At 61.0% G+C, this 17,899-nt stretch carries 13 protein-coding genes; 6 read left to right on the plus strand and 7 right to left on the minus strand.

All coding sequences use genetic code 11. The features are described from left to right. Positions 1 to 390 precede the first annotated feature (390 nt). Positions 391 to 1,674: a glycerate kinase type-2 family protein gene (locus tag FJQ55_RS03490; protein ID WP_281285491.1), complete on the plus strand. Its 1,284-nt coding sequence runs from the start codon at positions 391 to 393 to the stop codon at positions 1,672 to 1,674. A gap of 282 nt (positions 1,675 to 1,956) precedes the next feature. Here FJQ55_RS03490 and FJQ55_RS03495 read toward each other — a convergent pair whose 3' ends face one another. From FJQ55_RS03495 to FJQ55_RS03510, 4 genes are all read right to left on the minus strand, one after another. Then, positions 1,957 to 2,172, minus strand: coding sequence for an AraC family transcriptional regulator (locus FJQ55_RS03495; RefSeq protein ID WP_140826314.1), 216 nt, complete (start codon positions 2,170 to 2,172; stop codon positions 1,957 to 1,959). Positions 2,173 to 2,285: 113 nt separating this feature from the next. Continuing rightward, the gene (locus FJQ55_RS03500; RefSeq protein WP_140826315.1) at positions 2,286 to 3,263 is read right to left on the minus strand and encodes an alpha/beta fold hydrolase; all 978 of its coding nucleotides are present in this window, start codon (positions 3,261 to 3,263) and stop codon (positions 2,286 to 2,288) included. Positions 3,264 to 4,288: 1,025 nt separating this feature from the next. Further along, positions 4,289 to 6,439 carry a sensor histidine kinase gene (locus FJQ55_RS03505; RefSeq protein ID WP_140826316.1) on the minus strand — a complete coding sequence of 717 codons (2,151 nt, stop codon included), beginning with the start codon at positions 6,437 to 6,439 and terminating at the stop codon, positions 4,289 to 4,291. Continuing rightward, positions 6,436 to 7,176 carry a response regulator transcription factor gene (locus tag FJQ55_RS03510; protein ID WP_140826317.1) on the minus strand — a complete coding sequence of 247 codons (741 nt, stop codon included), beginning with the start codon at positions 7,174 to 7,176 and terminating at the stop codon, positions 6,436 to 6,438. Before FJQ55_RS03510 ends, FJQ55_RS03505 begins: the two co-directional genes overlap by 4 nt. Before the next feature lie 214 nt (positions 7,177 to 7,390). On the opposite strand from FJQ55_RS03510, the gene FJQ55_RS03515 reads away from it, so the two are divergent. The 5 genes from FJQ55_RS03515 to FJQ55_RS03535 all read left to right on the plus strand — a co-directional run bounded on the left by FJQ55_RS03515 (position 7,391) and on the right by FJQ55_RS03535 (position 13,747). Further along, complete coding sequence (locus FJQ55_RS03515) at positions 7,391 to 8,413, plus strand: ABC transporter substrate-binding protein (protein WP_425467496.1); 1,023 nt, start codon at positions 7,391 to 7,393, stop codon at positions 8,411 to 8,413. Between the two features lie 108 nt (positions 8,414 to 8,521). Continuing rightward, positions 8,522 to 9,547 (plus strand): ABC transporter substrate-binding protein, encoded by a 1,026-nt coding sequence (locus FJQ55_RS03520; RefSeq protein WP_140826318.1) that lies wholly within the window; start codon positions 8,522 to 8,524, stop codon positions 9,545 to 9,547. 77 nt (positions 9,548 to 9,624) lie between these two features. Next, positions 9,625 to 11,856 carry an ABC transporter permease gene (locus FJQ55_RS03525; protein ID WP_140826319.1) on the plus strand — a complete coding sequence of 744 codons (2,232 nt, stop codon included), beginning with the start codon at positions 9,625 to 9,627 and terminating at the stop codon, positions 11,854 to 11,856. Further along, entirely contained in the window at positions 11,853 to 12,911 is a 1,059-nt protein-coding gene (locus tag FJQ55_RS03530) for an ABC transporter ATP-binding protein (RefSeq protein WP_140826320.1), read from the plus strand. Before FJQ55_RS03525 ends, FJQ55_RS03530 begins: the two co-directional genes overlap by 4 nt. 32 nt (positions 12,912 to 12,943) lie before the next feature. Next, positions 12,944 to 13,747: an inositol monophosphatase family protein gene (locus FJQ55_RS03535; protein WP_140826321.1), complete on the plus strand. Its 804-nt coding sequence runs from the start codon at positions 12,944 to 12,946 to the stop codon at positions 13,745 to 13,747. A gap of 265 nt (positions 13,748 to 14,012) precedes the next feature. Here the strand turns inward: FJQ55_RS03535 and FJQ55_RS03540 are convergent, their stop codons facing one another. From FJQ55_RS03540 to FJQ55_RS03550, 3 genes are all read right to left on the minus strand, one after another. Next, positions 14,013 to 14,810, minus strand: coding sequence for a CPBP family intramembrane glutamic endopeptidase (locus FJQ55_RS03540; RefSeq protein WP_140826322.1), 798 nt, complete (start codon positions 14,808 to 14,810; stop codon positions 14,013 to 14,015). A 347-nt stretch (positions 14,811 to 15,157) separates the two neighbouring features. After that, positions 15,158 to 15,706 (minus strand): hypothetical protein, encoded by a 549-nt coding sequence (locus FJQ55_RS03545; RefSeq protein WP_140826323.1) that lies wholly within the window; start codon positions 15,704 to 15,706, stop codon positions 15,158 to 15,160. A gap of 58 nt (positions 15,707 to 15,764) precedes the next feature. Further along, on the minus strand, positions 15,765 to 17,867 hold the full coding sequence (locus FJQ55_RS03550) for a M13 family metallopeptidase (RefSeq protein ID WP_246085013.1): 2,103 nt from the start codon (positions 17,865 to 17,867) through the stop codon (positions 15,765 to 15,767). Between the last annotated feature and the right edge of the window lie 32 nt (positions 17,868 to 17,899).

A 17,899-nucleotide genomic window follows, 5' to 3' on the forward strand; every position in this document is an offset into this window, starting at 1 on the left:
GCCGCGACATCGTCCACTATTCCGACATCCTCCGGCTGGTCAATCAGGCACGTCTGTTTGGCGATTCGCAGCGTGCCGTGGAAGGAGACGGGTCCTGCTGGACATCAACGGAGTGTATCAACGGGCATAGAGCGTCGGCGGACGATCATCGACGTGGCGCGCGTGGCGGTATCGCCCAATCGAACAACCTTTCCGCCGGGTCGGCTTCAATGCTATCAAGGAATGCAGCCAAGTGCCTCCAGCCATGTCGTCGGTTCATTGCCGATTGCAGAGGTTGGTCGCGGCAACCGGACTGGTATGGCTCAAGGACCAGAACTAGGCGCAACCGGAGCCGGTGACTTCGGTCGCATTCCTGATCCGCGACACCAGTGGCGTAAGGGAGATTTCAGGATCGATCCACCGGAAAACTTCCTTCGACGCCTTTTTGATCGGGCCGTCGAAGTCGCCGACCCCATGCGCTCTCTCAAAAGTTTCCTACCGGAGAAGCCGAACGGACGCGTCATAGTGATCGGCGCCGGCAAGGCGAGTGCGCGCATGGCCGAAGCGGTAGAAGCCGCCTGGGGACCTTGCGAAGGCCTCGTCATCACGCGCTACGGCTACGGCCGACCCTGTCGGGGGATCGAGATTGTTGAGGCAGCCCACCCCGTGCCGGATCACGCCGGCGTCGAGGCGACGACCCGAATGCTCTCGCTGGTCGGATCCGCCGGTGAAGGCGATTTCATCCTTGCGCTGATTTCCGGAGGTGCGTCGGCCTTGCTGGTTCAACCGGTGCCGGGGGTCTCTCTTGCTGAGAAACAGGCCGTCAATCATGCGCTGCTCTCCTCCGGCGCGCCGATTGACCGAATGAATACGGTGCGCAAGCACCTGAGTCGGGTCAAGGGTGGACAATTGGCGGCCGCAGCCTGGCCGGCAGATATGCTTGCGCTGATGATCTCCGACGTACCGGGCGACGATCCGGCCTTCATAGGCTCCGGGCCGACGGTCGGCGATTCCTCGACGATCAAGGACGCTCTCGCCGTCATCGATCGGTGGAAGGTCGACGTGCCGACCTCGGTTCGCAGCGCTCTCTCCCGTCCGTCGGGTGTGGTGCGGCCAGATGATCCGCGCCTCTCTCGCGTGCGCAATGTCATCTACGCCGCACCCGGGCAGTCGCTAGAGGCCGCTGCGGTCCTCGGGCGGGAGGCCGGGTGCGATGTGCGCCTCCTCGGAGACGCGCTGGAAGGCGAAGCGCGGGAGGTCGCCGGGGCGCAGGCGAAAGAGGCCCTGGCTTTGCAGGGCGGAATGAAGGCGGGCGATCCACCGATCCTCCTTCTGTCGGGCGGAGAGCTGACGGTTACCCGTAGAGGCGATGGTATCGGTGGCCCCAATGCCGAATTCTGCCTCGCCCTTGCCCTGACGCTTGATGGCGCAGGAGGCATCCATGCTCTTGCCTGCGATACGGACGGCGTTGATGGGGCCGCCGAAGTCGCTGGCGCCATCATCGGCCCGACCCTGCTGAAAGAAGCCGAGCAACGTGGTGTCGATCCCAAGCGCGCGCTTCAGCGCAACGACGCCCATTCCTTCTTTGCAAGCCTGAACGCGCAGGTCACCACCGGGCCAACGCTGACCAACGTGAACGACTTTCGCGCAATTCTGGTCCGGCCGAATCCACCTGCTGAGAAAGTCGGACGCTGATCTCGTTTCCGAGAGGAGGGGACTGCGTGGTCGATCAGCCAGTTCGAAGTGATAGTGAAAGGGATGGTTCCAATAAGCCTCAGTTCGTTCGCCACCAGGATTGGCATGTTTCAGCCATCCCGGAGGTAGGAAGGGTATGACCCACGACCCCGATTTTCGATGATGAGGTTTGCCGGATTGCGCATGGCGCGCGATCAAAGCGGAAGGCGCCTTGGGCACACTGAAGGATCATGGCGCCGTGTCACGCAAGGTCGCGTGCCAAGCATCGGGCGCATCTTGCTTTCAGGCTATCCGCCTGTTGCGACGCCACGCGACAGGTGTCTGGCCCGTGATGCGGCGAAAGACATGGCAGAGATGGGACTGGTCGGCAAAGCCGCATTTCGTATAGGTGCCGGTATTGCCGATGACCGTTGCGGTCCAGAGGACAGCGAAGGCCGCATGGTGGAACGGAGCGAGCGCATTGCCGACTTCCGCTTTGTCAGGCTGCAATTGGATCATGACGATCACCTCTGAGGGTTCGGTGCAATGATGCGCCCTCCTGCGAAACAGGCAGGGTGTAGACACACGAAGGCCGCCGCGGTTCAGGCGGCGGCCTCGAGGCGTCGACTGGCTCAGCTCTTCACGAAAGCGAGCTGGTCCGGATTGATGACGTCGGCGTTGACGGTCAGCATGCCGTGCGAGAAGCCCTTGTAGACCTTGAGCGTGCCGTTCTTGAGGAGCTTCACGGAAAGCTCGGCAGATGCGGCGATCGGCACGATCTGGTCGTCGTCGCCATGCATCACGAGCGTCGGCACCGAGATGTTCTTCAGGTCTTCGGTCTGGTCGGTTTCCGAGAAGGCCTTGATGCCGTCGTAGTGGGCTTTGGCACCGCCCATCATGCCCTGGCGCCACCAATTCTGGATCACGCCTTCATGCGGGGTCGCGCCTTCGCGGTTGAAACCGTAGAACGGACCGGCCGGAACATCGCGGAAGAACTGTGCGCGATTGGCGGCCAGCGCCGAGCGGAAGCCGTCAAACACTTCGATCGGCAGGCCGCCCGGATAGGCCTCCGTCTTCAGCATGATCGGCGGGATGGCGCTGACCAGCACGGCTTTCGCGACACGGCCCTGCGGCTCACCGAACTTGGCGACATAGCGGGCGACTTCGCCGCCGCCCGTCGAATGGCCGATATGGACGGCATTGCGAAGGTCGAGCTTTTCGAACACGGCTGCGGCATCCGCTGCATAGTGGTCAAGATCGTGACCTTCGCTCACCTGCTCCGACCGCCCATGGCCACGGCGGTCATGGGCGACGACGCGGTAGCCATTGAGGAGGAAAAACAGCATCTGCGCATCCCAGTCGTCAGAGGACAGCGGCCAGCCGTGGTGGAAAACGATCGGCTGTGCGTCCTTCGGACCCCAGTCCTTGTAGAAGATTTCGACGCCGTCCTTGGTGGTGACGAAGTTCTCGGTCATTGGTATCGTTCCTTCCTGTTGAAGTGCGGTGAGGGTTTCCGAGGCAAAGACCGGGAGCGTCGATGCCAGCGAAAGGGTGGCGCCTGCGAGCATGACCTGCCGGCGTGACAATTGGAATTCGGGTTTCTGATCCATCACTGTTTTCCTGCTGGTTGGATAGGCTGACCCTAGAGAGGGGCGAGCAGTCACTCTTGGAAACTAGACCGGTTTTTTTGGATGTTTGACCTCTCCCGTTCGTGCGGACGCGTAGATTGGCATCAGAGGGGGACCGCGTCTTGCCGTTCCCGCAGGACTGGCTGCGGCGGAAATCTCTGGCGGTGTTGCCAACGGTGCTCGGCAATCTTGACGCCATCCTTGATGGTGAGGATCAGACCTGGGTCGTGACCATTTCGGCCAGTGGATCGCCGTCATCTGGGTACGTTACAAGTATACTGCGTCCAGCTTCCTTGGCCACCGTGTTAAGCCCGTCGGATGCCTTCCGCTCCAAAACTCGAAGCACATTGCGTATGGCCAAAGCGGAAGCGCCAAGCTCTTGCGCGCAATCATGGCTCTCTTGAAAGGCGATTACCGCGCTCGTCTGTCCTTCCGGGCTTTGATCATGCCAGAGGAGACTGCAACGGATGGACTGCAGCGCGACGAATTACAGGCAATCCCTAGCCAAAAAGGCTAAACCTGCCCTGAGGCAGACGACGCATGATGGGTCGAGCGGTCGTGTGCTCAGAACAGGTAGTTTGGGCAAATGCGGCGTGTCAAATCGTCCAGAAAGGCAAAAGCATAGCATTACCGATATTCGGAACCTGCGGCCATGAAGGGAACTACACGGTTCGCAGCTGGACGTATGTAAAGCGGCCATGTTGAGCCATGATGCGGGAAGCTGACGTGTCTCCCGATGTGAGACGCGCTTGAGCACGATGGAAAAACTGCGGCAATCAGGGCATTCAGGTAGAATTGGCTGGGTAGTCTGAAATCTATTGTAAATTGAAGGCATTGGCGAAATATCCTGTGTTTCGCCACTGTTTTCCTGCCGCGGGCGATCGTGGATGCCATCTTTGTGCCCCGGCTTTGGGCCGACGCAACATGGCAGGATAGCGGCAATTATTTCCGCCTTTGGTTATCCGGGTCTGTGTGAAGCTCGGTTGAATGGAGAGGGCTAACGGCCTTCAAGTGTGAGCTCGCGCTGGCTGATGCTCAGCCTGCCACGGCGTTGCATCGGACTTCGACGGAAGGAAACAAAGCTCCACGCGGGTGCCTTCCCCCAGACGAGAGGTGATCCTGACTTCACCACCAGACTGGCGCACGAACCCATAGACCATCGCGAGCCCGAGGCCCGACCCACCGGTTTTCGAACGTGTTGTAAAATAGGGTTCCATCGCCTGGTCGAGGACTTCAGGCGACATGCCGACACCTTCGTCGACAACTGCTATTGTTACGCTTTCTGTGTCTCCCATTGCTTCCACTCGGACCCTTCCACCATCCGGCATGGCGGCCGATGCGTTGAGGCAGAGGTTCAGGATGGATTGCTCCAGCAATGCTGGATCAAGGCAGATCGTCGGCAAATTGGCCGCAAAGTCGAGCTCCAGACGATTGCGGGCACCGATCGCCATTTCCAGAACATCGGCCATGCCGTGGAGGATCGTGGCAACGTCGATCGATGCCGGACGGATCTGCTGCTGGCTGCCGACGGACAACATGCTGGACGCAAGCGCTCGCCCGCGCTCGGCGGCCTTGCGGATGCGTCCGAGGTGCCGCTTCTGTCGCTCGGTAAAGCCCGGTTCGCGCTCCAGCAGGCCAAGACTTCCGGTGATGATGCCGATCATGTTGCCGACCTCGTGGCTCACCTGATGCGTCATTCGCATCACCACATCCAGGCGCTGGGCACGGGCCGCTTCCATCTCCTGGCGATCCATGGCCGTCACATCGCGGGCGAGCAGGACGACCCCTCCGTCAGGCTGCCTCGATGCGGAAATCTCCACCACCTGGTCGTCGACGAAACGGTGCCGGAGGACCTGTCGCTCGACGAGGGTGCCGCGCTCGCTTTCGGCAGGCATGAGCAAAGGATCGATCTCGGGGACTGTGCCGACGAAACGGCGAAGCGGCATTTTTCGCGAGGATCCCGTCTGCCGCATCAGTTCGATGATGCGCCGGTTCATGGTGATCGGTCGGCCGCCGGGATCGAAGAGGGCAATGCCTTCGTTCATCGTCCGGAACGTCGATCGGATCGTCCGCGCAGCCGCTTCGGCGGTGCGTCTGAGGCGCGACACGCGGTCGACGCTCTCCTTGAAGGCACGGAAGGCGTCGAGCAACCGAATCAGTTCGGTTTCCGTCCCGGCATAAACGGGTGGTCCGACGTTTTCCTCCCCGCGTGCCAGCGCATTCATCCCGCGCGAGAGATCACCGATCCCATGCGACACGCGCATGACCGAGCGGATGGAGACAATGGCGAGGATGACGACCGCGAAGGATGCCAACACGATCATGACGAGCAGCTGACGCAACGCGCTGGAGGTGGCTTCGAGGTTCTGGTTCAGCGCGCTGGCAACCAGAGCACTCTGGGTTTCGGTCGCATGCGAGAGGTCACGCGACACGGTATGCAGGCGTGAAACCGACGCGCGGATCGTGAACATCTCGAGCAGGTAGCGTGTCTGTGCCTCGAAGATCCGCCGATAGGGTTCCAGCTGTTCGGGCGAGACGCGCAGGTTGGGCCCCGGCGCCACCATCCGGGCGGTCGTTTCCGCAACGAAACGCCGTTGCAGTTCGCCAAGCTGAAAGAGGCTGTCCGATGTCGATGCGGATTGCGCAATGCCGTTGAGACGCTGCCGAAGATCCTGATCCTGGATGGTGCGAGCCGTTGCTATTTCTCCAAGCGCCACGGCAGCCTCGGCTTTCTGCTCCTGGGCGGCATCCGCATTGGCTGCCAGAGCCAGCGTCTGCGCTTCGATGTCTTCGAGAAGTTCGATGATCCGGCGCGCACCTGCACCTTGCACTGGCGTACCTGGCTGATCCGGTGTGATCGTCTCCAGAAGTGTCTCCACCTGCGCGACCACCGCACGGCTTTCGCTCGAGACACGATAGGGAGACGTGGCATTCATCAGGAATGGCGCGCTCGAAACAAGGTCGGAAACTTGCCTCGATACCAGTGAGGCCTTGGCGAGACTTGAAAAGGCTTGCACGCTGTAGGCCGACATTTCGCTGCGCGCCCTCTGCAGGCCATAGATGGCGACGGTCGAAAGGATGAGAACCGAGACGCAGATGAAGGCGATTGCGAAGGGCAATCGGAAGGCGATGGAGGAGAGGAAAGCGCGGTTGATCAAGGCGATGGTCCGGCTTCGTCGGTGTGAAGTATATAGCCTTTGCCGCGCCGGGTCTGGATGTGTCGGGGGAGGTCTGGGTTCCGCTCGATCTTGCGTCTCAGCCGAAGCACCAGAACATCGACGTTTCGATCGACGAAACGATCGGAATCAGCGCCCATCCGGTCGAGGATCTGGGCGCGGCTGACCGGTGTATTCGGGGTTTCCGCGAGGATCTCAAGCAGGGCAAATTCCGCAGCCGTCAGCGTTTTCGTCGGATCTGCAAGGCAGACCGCACGACGCTGGGTGAGATCGACGGCCCATTCGCCGAGCCGGAGTGCTGCCGAGGCATGATCTCGCTCGGTTTCCCTGTCGTGGCGCAATTGCGGATGCGTGCGGCGGAGAACTGCCTTGATCCTGGCGGTCAGTTCGATGGGTTCGAACGGCTTCACGACATAGTCGTCGGCCGCCGTCTCGAGACCCAGAACCCGATCCGTCGCGCTGCCCGCTGCCGTGACCATGACGATGCCGACATCGGTCTGGGCCCGCAGCCGCTGCGCGAAGGCCCTGCCGGAAAGGCCCGGAAGATTGTGGTCGACCAGAACCAGTTGAACCGTCTCATGCTGCAATCGCTCCTGTGCAGCCTCGGCGGAGGGGGCTGTGATTGGTATCCAGCCTTCAGCCTCCACAAGATCACAAATGAGCTCCGCCATATCCGGATCGTCCTCGACGATCAGAATTTTCACCTTCTGATTCAACACGTTGCAGTCCTCCCACGACCATCATAACCGTGTCGGGGGAAAACGCCAAAGACTTGCTGGTTATCGGCGAACGTCACAATTGTAATATTTGCAATCTCTGCAATGGGTGACGACGGTGCTGTGAAAGATCCGTAACCATTCTCCGTCTTGCCAGTCCGGGTCGATATGGACATGCTTCTGTCATTGGAACGGGGAGGTTCCAAGGGAGGACGACGTGAAGGTATTGACCGCCATCGGCGCGGGGTTGCTTGCAACCTTTGCCACGGCCATGACCAGCCGAGCTGCCGAACCGCTGAATGTTCTCTGCGGCGTTGATGAGGTCTGGTGTGCCGTCATGGAAAAGACCTATGAGGCGAAGACCGGCCTCAAGGTCGACATGGCGCGGATGAGCACCGGCGAGATCCTCGATCGTGTCCGGGCTGAGAAGAATGCTCCGACTGTTGATGTCTGGTGGGGCGGCACAGGGGTCACGCATCTCCAGGCCGCCTATGAAGGTCTCCTTGAACCCAATCGACCCGGACAGGAAGCAGACCTTCTGCCCTGGGCGCGGAACTTCCACTCTTTGTCGGGCGGTACATCCGTCGGTCTGTATGCTGGCGCGCTCGGCTTTGCCTACAATGCGGATCTTCTCTCGTCTGAAGGATTGCCGGCGCCAAACTGCTGGAAGGATCTCGCCAAGCCGATCTATCGCGGCCATATCCTGTCCGGCAATCCGCATTCGTCGGGCACCGCCTTCACAACCCTGGTGACGCTGGTGCAGCTGCTCGGTGAAGACGAGGCTTTCGCCTATATGCGCGAGCTCGGCCGCAACATCACCGAATACACCAAGGCCGGTGCCGAGCCGGTCAAGGCCGCGGGCAGGGGAGAGATCACGATCGGCATCTCCTTCATGCACGATGCCGTCACGCAAAAGGAGGCGGGCGCTCCCCTCGTGATCGTCGCGCCCTGCGAGGGCACCGGCTACGAGATCGGAGCGGTCAGCATCGTCAAGGGCAGTCGCGATCTGCAGGAGGCGCGCCGCTTTGTCGATTTCGCGCTGAGCCCCGAGGGACAGGCAACCGGGGCCATCGCCGGACAGAACCAGGTGCCATCCAATGCCCGGGCGATGCTTCCGCCTGCCGCTCCCGACATTTCGATGATCAAGATGGTGGACTATGACTTCGCCACCTTCGGTTCCCCCGAACAGCGAAGTCGGCTCTTGAGCCGCTTCGATCGCGAGATCAACCCGACCAACTGATTTTCCGACAACCGGACGATCCCGGAAACGGTGCCCTCTCGGCACCGCCGCCGAAGGCTTGTCCCATTTCTTCGACTTCCATCAGACGCAAGCAACAGGAGGATACCCATGCGACTGAAACTTCTTTCCACTCTTCTCTTTGCCGGCACGAGCTTGGGCACCGGTTCGGCCATGGCTGCCGGCGAGCTCAACCTCATCTGCGCCGCCGATGTCGTCATCTGCGAACAGATGAAGGGCGATTTCGAAAAGGCTCATGACATCAAGGTCAACATGGTCCGCATGTCCTCGGGCGAAGCCTATGCCAAGATCCGCGCCGAAGCGCGCAACCCGAAGACCGACCTCTGGTGGGCGGGCACCGGCGACCCGCATCTTCAGGCCGCGTCCGAAGGGCTGACCGCCGAATACAAATCGCCCATTCTCGACCAGTTGCAGGATTGGGCGAAGAACCAGGCTGAAAGCTCGGGCTTCAAGACCGTCGGCGTCTACGCCGGTGCACTCGGCTGGGGCTACAACACCGAGATCTTCAAGCAGAAGGGCTACAAGGAGCCGGTCTGCTGGGCCGACCTTTTGGCGCCCGAACTGAAGGGCGAGATCCAGATCGCAAACCCCAACTCCTCCGGCACCGCCTATACGGCGCTCGCCTCGCTCGTGCAGATCATGGGTGAAGACAAGGCCTTCGAATACCTGAAGTCGCTCAACGCCAACATCTCGCAATACACCAAATCCGGCTCCGCTCCGGTGAAGGCTGCTGCCCGCGGCGAGACCGGCCTCGGCATCGTCTTCATGCACGACGCCGTCGCCCAGACCGCCGAAGGCTTCCCAGTCAAGGCGATCGCGCCGTGCGAGGGCACCGGCTACGAAATCGGCTCGATGTCGATCGTCAAGGGCGCCCGCAACATGGAAAACGCCAAGATCTGGTACGACTGGTCGCTGAAGCCTGAAGTCCAGTCACGCATGAAGGATGCCAAATCCTTCCAGCTTCCGTCGAACAAGAGCGCCGAGATCCCGAAGGAAGCGCCCCGCTTCGAGGACATCAAGCTGATCGACTACGATTTCAAGACCTATGGCGATCCGGAAAAGCGCAAGGCGCTGCTTGAGCGCTGGGATCGCGAAATCGGCGCTGTCGCCAACTGACGCGACCTTCTTCGGGCCGGCAGTCTGAAGATTGCCGGCCACCTCTTACCCTTGCTTTCATTCGGATGAGGTCGACCATGAGACATGGCAACCGCAGACTGGACCTGTTGCTGGCCTTTGGCGCCGCGTCCTTCGTTTTGCTTCCCTGGTATAGACAGGAGACCGGCTTTTTCGGCCTGACCTGGCTCCGCGATTTTCCCTTTTCGGCGGAAACCGCACCGGGCATGTTGCAGCTCGTCGGCCACGGCCGCCTCTGGCTTCTGGGTGCCGTCCTCTTCTTCGGCCTCGGTCTCGCGGCCCGTTTCATCGCCGACCCGATGCGTCGAGGGGCTTTCTTCGCGGCTGCCGGCGCTGGGGGGCTCGTCTATCTCTGCCTGCAGGGGCTTGCGGTCGGTTTCTCCGGCTGGACCTGGGGGATCAGTGAAACCCTTTTCGGAGCGCTATCCGATGGGCAACCCTCCATGGGCGCTGGCGCCGTCACCATGGCGATCGTCTTCGTTTTCATGTTCGCCTTCGGCCTCGTGGAGCGCGGCGTGATGAAGGGCGATGCCTTCGTCGTTGGGTCGATCTCGCTGCTTGTCTTCCTCGTCTTCGTCTTCGTTTTTCATCCGATCGGCAGCATGCTGGTAGCGGCCGTCCAGGATTTCGACGGTTCCTTCAAGCCGGATGGCTTCATCCGCAATATGCAGGATCCGGGCATTTGGAGCCTGAGCTGCCTCATAGGTGACGGACGTTGCGGCGTCGCCTGGCGCACCTTCACGCTCGCCATCATGACGGCGTCCGCCTCCACTCTGCTGGGGCTCGCCTTCGCGCTCGTCGCCACCCGCACCCGCTTCCCCTTCGAGAAGGGCCTGCGCCTGCTGACCGTGCTGCCGATCATCACGCCGCCCTTCGTCATTGGTCTCGCGCTCGTGCTGCTCTTCGGCCGTGCCGGCGTGGTCACCGAGACGCTGTCCAGCCTCTTCGGCATCGAACCCGGCCGCTGGCTCTATGGGCTGACTGGCATCTGGATTGCCCAGGTCCTGTCCTTCACCCCGATCTCCTTCCTCGTCCTGATAGGTGTCGTCGAGGGCGTCAGCCCGTCGATGGAAGAGGCATCCCAGACGCTGCGCGCCGACCGCTGGCGCACCTTCTGGCGCGTCTCGCTGCCGCTGATGAAACCGGGCCTCGCCAATGCCTTCCTGATCGGCTTCATCGAAAGCATGGCCGATTTCGGCAATCCGCTGGTACTGGGCGGCAGCAATGGCGTGCTTTCGACCGAAATCTTCTTTGCCGTGGTCGGCTCGCAGAATGATCCCTCACGGGCTGCTGTGCTGGCCCTGGTGCTGCTCTTCTTCACGCTCTCGGCCTTCCTTGCGCAGCGCCTCTGGCTGTCAGGCAAGAATTTCGCGACCGTCACCGGCAAGGGAGACAGCGGGGCGCATATCGCCCTGCCGCGCGGCCTTTCCATCGCGGTCCACGCCATCGTCATTCCCTGGATGATCTTCACCGTCGTCGTTTACGGCATGATCCTCGTGGGCGGCTTCGTCACGACCTGGGGCCTCGACAACACCCTGACCCTCGACCACTACGCTCGCGCGTTTTCGATCAGCATCCAGAACGGCTCGATCGCCTGGACGGGCGTGGCCTGGAATTCCTTCTGGACGACCATGGAAATCTCGCTCATCTCCGCGCCTCTGACAGCCGCTGTCGGTCTGCTCACTGCCTACATAATCGTTCGTCAGAAGTTTGCAGGCCGGAACCTCTTCGAGTTCGCCCTGATGATGAGCTTTGCCATTCCGGGAACGGTCATCGGCGTCAGCTACATCATGGCCTTCAACCTGCCGCCACTAGAAATGACCGGCTCCGCCCTGATCCTGATCGCCTGCTTCGTCTTCCGTAACATGCCGGTCGGCGTGCGCGGCGGGATTGCGGCGATGAGCCAGCTGGACAAGAGCCTGGACGAAGCGTCGCTGACGCTGCGGGCAAACACCTTCCGCACGGTGCGCAAGATCATCCTGCCGCTGCTGCGGCCGGCAATCACGGCAGCCCTCGTCTACTCCTTCGTGCGCGCCATCACCTCGATCAGCGCCGTGATCTTCCTCGTCAGCGCCGAACACAACATGGCGACCTCCTACATCGTCGGCCTTGTCGAAAACGGCGAATACGGTGTGGCCATCGCCTACTCTTCGATGCTGATCGTCGTGATGATCACGATCATCGCCGGCTTCCAGCTCCTCGTCGGCGAACGCAGGCTCCGCCGCGAAAATCGTGTCGCCGGCCTCGGCAACAACAGTCCCGTTCCTCTCGGTCAGGAGAAAACCGCATGATCACCGTCAAAGCCGGATCCGTCACCTTCCAGAACGTCCGCAAGACCTTTGGCGCCTTCACCGCCATCCACGATCTCTCGCTCACCATCGAACCGGGAACGCTGGTGACGCTTCTCGGCCCCTCCGGCTGCGGCAAGACCACGACGCTGCGCATGCTGGCGGGCCTGGAGCATCCGACCTCCGGAAAGATCCTGATCGGCGGCAAGGATGTCACCATGCTGCCGGCCAATGAGCGCGACGTCTCCATGGTCTTCCAGTCCTATGCGCTCTTTCCGCACATGACCTCGCTCGAAAACGTTGCCTATGGCTTACAGTCATCAGGCCTCGGCAAGAAGGACGCGCGCGAGAAGGCCGAGGAGGGCCTCAAACTCGTCGGCCTCGCCGGCATGGGCCATCGCCTGCCGGCAGAGCTTTCCGGCGGCCAGCAGCAGCGAGTCGCTGTCGCCCGTGCGCTCGTTCTGGAGCCGCAGGTTTTGCTGCTCGACGAGCCGCTTTCCAACCTCGATGCAAGGCTTCGCCGTCGGGTCCGCACGGAAATCCGCGACCTCCAGCAGCGGCTCGGTTTCACCGCCGTCTATGTCACGCATGATCAGGACGAGGCGCTGGCCGTCTCCGACCGGATCATCGTGATGAAGGATGGCGAAATCGCCCAGTCGGGCGCGCCGCGCGAACTCTACGAAGCCCCGGCCTCGCCCTTCATCGCCGATTTCATGGGCGAGGCGAATGTGCTTCCCTGTGAGGTGGTCCAATCTGAAGGTGGCCAAGTCCTGGTACGGGTCAGCACTATCGAGCACCGCCTGCAGTCCAAAGCGGGCCGGGGGCCAGCCAAACTCGCGGTCCGACCCGGTGCCATCCGGATAGGGTCTGCTGGCGCAGAAGGGTTGAAGGGCCGCGTCCTTCACTCTGCCTATCTCGGCGGCCATGTCGAATATGAGGTCGAGACCGATGTCGGCACGCTCTTCGTGATCGACCACGATGTCGATCATGCCCATGCCGCCGCAAGCGACGTCACACTGGCGTTCAAGAACCGTGGCATTGCCGTCATCAGCGGCTGATGAATTTTTGAAGAAGATGAAGGAACGAGAGAATGACAGTGAATGATACGGCGCTCGCAGCGCGCTTTGCCCTGGCCAAAACGCTGGCAGCGGAAGCGGGAGCCATGGCACTCGATTATTTCAACCGGCGCGACACCCTGGTGATCGAGACCAAGCGAGACCTCCAGGACGTGGTGTCTGCCGCCGACCGCAATGTCGAAATCTTCCTGAAGCAGCGCGTTGCGGAAATCTACGCGAATGACGGGTTCTTGGGAGAAGAGTTCGGCCACGATGAAGGCTCCTCCGGTTTCACCTGGGTCGTCGATCCGATCGACGGCACCGCACCCTTCGTCAACGGCATGCCGACCTGGTGTGTCTCCGTCGCGATCGTCCGGGATGGGCAGCCGGTCGTGGGCGTGATCCATGTGCCCTGCGCGGACGAACTTTATGCCGCGGCCCATGGCTTTGGTGCGACCCTGAACGACAGGCCCCTGCGCCTGGATCCTAGCCGCAATCTGCAGAATGCGATGACGGGGATCGGCTGCAACAACTACGTCACCCCCGAACGCGTCGGTGCGATCATCACCGGCCTCATGGCCCGGGGCGGCAATTTCATTCGCAACGGGTCGGGCGCGCTGATGCTGGCCTATGTCGCCGCCGGTCGCCTGGTTGGATATTATGAGCCGCATATGCGCGCCTGGGACTGCATGGCCGGCTTCTGCCTCGTCCGCGAAGCCGGCGGCAAGAACCTCGCCTTTCCCGCAAGCGGTCCCGACTTCCTGAAGGGGCATCCCGTTCTTGCCGCAAACCAGTCCTGCTACGATGAACTCTTGCAGCTTCACCTTGCCAATCTTTGACGCTTGCTGTGTCCCGCTGGCGAATTGCGGACAACTGCGCCTAGCTCCCTGAGCAGGCCAGTTCGGTTCTGTCACAAGAGAAGCATAGCAGGCTCCGGCTCCACCGACTGCGTGGAGCCGGCACAAAGAAAGTCTCGTCGCTAGAAATGTGTGCCCCGTGCAATGATCGATGGAAGCTCAATCAAGCAGATCCTCATGACAGCAGGGAAGCCACAGACTGCGAAGGTCTGGTGAGGTCCCGCAGCCTTCGATGGTCGCACAGCCTTCAATGATCGCACAGCCACTCGGGACTCAGGACATCGTCGTTTCGGACATTTCTCAAAAGATAGACCCCATAGAAAAAATGGGGCAGCACCAGAACAACGGGCAGCAGAAACGCCCAGTCCCCGACATCGCCTCCGGGAACTTCGACGCCCAATTGGTTGCTGGCTGAGATTGAGAACGTGCCGAAATCCCAAAGCGCGTGATAGATGATCGCCGGCCAGATCGATCCCGTACGCACGAGGATGGCCATAAAGGCGAAGCCACTAAGGGTCGCGGTGAAAGCCTGCAGCATGGCATTCAGCAATTCCCCCGTCGTCAGCGCGTTGAGAATATGAACAGAGCCGAAGAGCACCGAGGTCCAGATCATCGCTGGCCAGAGCTTCACGCGCGTGCGCAATGCCTGAAACAGGATGCCGCGAAACATCGTTTCCTCCGACAGTCCGACAAAGACGGTGCTGAGAAGGATCATCAGCATAAGGTGGAGCGGGGGCAGACCGATCACGGCAGCAAGGCCGAGAAACATCAGGATGTAAAGTCCCGGCAGCCACATGATCCGAAGTGAACTCATGGGCTTCGGAACCTCGAACCTCAGGTCGCGCCATCCGGTAACCAGGATGACCGCGACCAGGAAGAAAAACGCGGCGACGACATTCCAGAGCGGTCCTCTCGAAAGCCCTTCGATGAGCGACTGCTTCTGACCGCCGCTGAGCCAGATCCCGCCGGGAATGGTTATCGCTGCCCAGAGAAGATAGACTACCAGACTGAAGGGCAGTCGGAATCGTCCGTGCGCAAAGTTCATGTCGTCCTGCCTCTATTCAAGCGCCGCTAGTGTTGCGATGCCCGCCGCGATACGCTTGATTATCTTATGACCGATGGCGCATCCATAAGGGCGGCAGCGTGTTCCCCCCGTTTTGCAACCATGCGCAGCAACAATAGACCCATATCCGTGCAGAGGCCGAACGCCACCACACTTCCCTCCATGCCGAAACTGCCACCTGTCGGGAACCTCGTCCTTCGAGTGTCGCCTTGAGCAGGGCGGACTGGTTGAAGAACGCCACACCCTTATCGGCCACGCAGGATTGGTAGAGCAGCGCGCCATGGGCGGCCTTGGGATCATGGAGGCAGGGCGTTAACCCATGAGGTGTCTCAAAGGCGGCCGCCGGTGAGATCGATCAGTTCCCCGGTGTCCCGGATCTTGCAGGTCATGTATTGCCGCCCGACCGCCGCTTCAATCAGCCATTCATGCTTGCCCGGAGACCGCGCCTGCGTGAAGTGGACCTGATGAGTGCCGACCGCGAAGTTCTGCGCCACAATCTGGGCGCAGCCCTGATAGGCCATCGGCGGTGCCTTGGCATCGCGTGCTTGCTGGCGATGAGCCATTGCGTGCTCCCGCTCGAGATCGCCAGCCTGATAGCCTTGAGCATATCCCCTCGTGCGGTTCTGCTCCCAATAGGGGTAGCCGTGGACGGCATCCCGATAGCCGCGTTCGAACTCCGCCATCTCCTCGCCGTCACTCGGTTCGTAGCCTTCCTGATAGTGGTGTTTGTTGTGTGCCAGTGCGGCAATGCCGAGAATGGCGATGGCTGCTGCAGCTGCTGCTGCCTTGTCCTTGTCACTCATGCTGGCTTCGACTGGCTGGATACCGGCCTGCAGACAGAAAGTCGTGGCAGTCAAGATTGCGATGATGCGTTTCATGCTTCCCTCTCCTTTGAACTCGACCGTGTCGTGGCTTCACTCGATTTAGGTCCATCGTTCACCACGCCCTGACGCGTCGTTCTGGCGGCATCCATTCCTTGTCACCCTCGCGGATGTCGAAAGCCTCGTAGAAAGCATCGACATGCTTCAGGGCGGCAGTTGCGCGATAGAAACTGGGTGGATGGGGGTTGCTCAGGAAGACGCCGCGGATGGCCTGATCGGTCACCTTCATCGCCCAGAACTGGGTCCAGGAAATGAAGCAGCGTTGTGCCGGAGTAAGCCCGTCGATGCTGACGTTTTCCTCCGGATGCTCCGCCAGATAGTCCCGAAGCGCCTCATAGGCAAAGTTGATGCCGCCGACATCGGCCATGTTCTCGCCGACACTCAGCGCTCCATTGAGCTTAAGTCCTGGCAGCACCTCGTAAGCGCTCGCCTGCTCGATCAGCTTCTGTGCCTCCTTTTCAAAGGCACTTGCATCCTCTGGCTTCCACCAATCCTTGAGGTTTCCGTTGGCATCATAGAGCCGTCCTCGGCTGTCGAAGCCATGGGTCATCTCGTGCCCCAGCACAGCACCGATCCGGCAGAAGTAAGTGGCGGCGTCCCTGTCGGCTTCGAAGGCAGCCGGCTGCAGGATGGCCGCTGGTACCTCGAAGCCATTCTTTACCATGCTGTAGCCGGCATTGATGATAACAGGCAGGGTGGCGCGGCTGTCAGAAAAGTCCTCGCTGACCGCCGGCCTTCCAAGCTTTGCGTAGCTGCGGCCTGCATCGAAGGCGGTGAGCCGGATGATGTTGCCGACGAGGTCATCGGCGCGGATCTCAACCGAGGAATAATCTATCCAGTTTTTCGGATAGCCGACCTTGTAGGAGAGCTTCTTCAGTTTTTCCAGGGCTGCCGCCTTGGTTTCCGGTGCAAGCCAGCCCAGCATCTCCATGCGCTTCTGGAAGGCCCTGTGGATCCGCTCCACCATGTCTGTCGCCTTCGCCTTGGTCTCTTCTGAGAAGTATCGCTCGACATAAAGGCGTGAAACCGGATGGCCGAGATTGGACTGAAGAGCCGACTGTACCAGCTCGGAGCGCGGAGGAAGTCGATCGATGCCGTAGATGATCTTGGTCCACTCTTTCGCGGTCTCATCGAAGCGGGTGCCGAGATAGGGCTTGAAATGGTTGATCACCTTGACCTTCAGATAGTCCTTGATGTCCTCGATCGGACGGTCCTTGAGCATCTTTTCAAGCGCGGCCAGATAGCGCGGCTGAGTGAGGACGATCGTTTCCGGTGGCTCGAGGTCGGTAACGGCCAGCATCTTGCCCAGATCAAGGGTGGGGATCTCTGCCTGAAGCTCCTTGAAGCTTTTGGGCTGATAGCTGTTGGCGGGGTTCATGGCCTCGACGGGCGTCAACGTGGCTGAATGGAGCTCCCGTTCGAGATCGGCAATCATATCGACCACCGCCGTTGCGCGGGCCGCGTCATAGCCGGCGGTTTCGAGGACTTGCCTCAGATTGGTGCGAAGCGCGAGGTCGAGTTCCGAGCCCGGCGGGACGTCGTAGAGGTTTTCCTGGTTGAAGATCAGGGATCCCTCGACGAGGAAGAGTGCCACTCGCGTGGTGTCGGCCTGGTCGGTCGACGGAACGAGGCCGACCAGTGCCACCTCACCGGCGACCGTGATGTAACGTCCGAGATAGGTCGCAAGATCGTCCAGGCTGGTTATGGCGTCGATGCGGGCAAGCTCGGGTTCGATCGGCGCGATGCCTTTCTCGTCCAGGGCTGCGGTGTCCATGTAGGCATTGTAGAAGGCGCCGACCTGCTGCAGCGGGCTGCCCTTTTCTGCTGTCGCCGATTTTTCGCCGGCATCCGCCATCAGGCTCTGCATCTGCGCGGTCAGCCTTCGGCCCATGAAGTCGAACGTATCGATGCTGACACGATCGGAAGGCCGCTCGACGCGGTCGAGCCAGCCGCCTGCGGCATAGCGATAGAAGTCCGCACCAGGATCGACCGAGGGGTCCATGTTGGTGATCGAGAACGACAACTGGTCGGGTCCGATTTCCGGCACCGCCGCCTGGTCGGCGCCCAGTGCGACGACGGATGCCGACAGATACAGAAAGGCAAGCGAAGTCAGGCGCTGCATGGAGATCCCTCTACGGTCGAGCGTGGCAGATGCCATCAGGTGGCCTTTGCCACCTCTTGCGCACAAGG

This window comes from Rhizobium glycinendophyticum (genome assembly GCF_006443685.1).
Lineage (GTDB): Bacteria > Pseudomonadota > Alphaproteobacteria > Rhizobiales > Rhizobiaceae > Allorhizobium > Allorhizobium glycinendophyticum.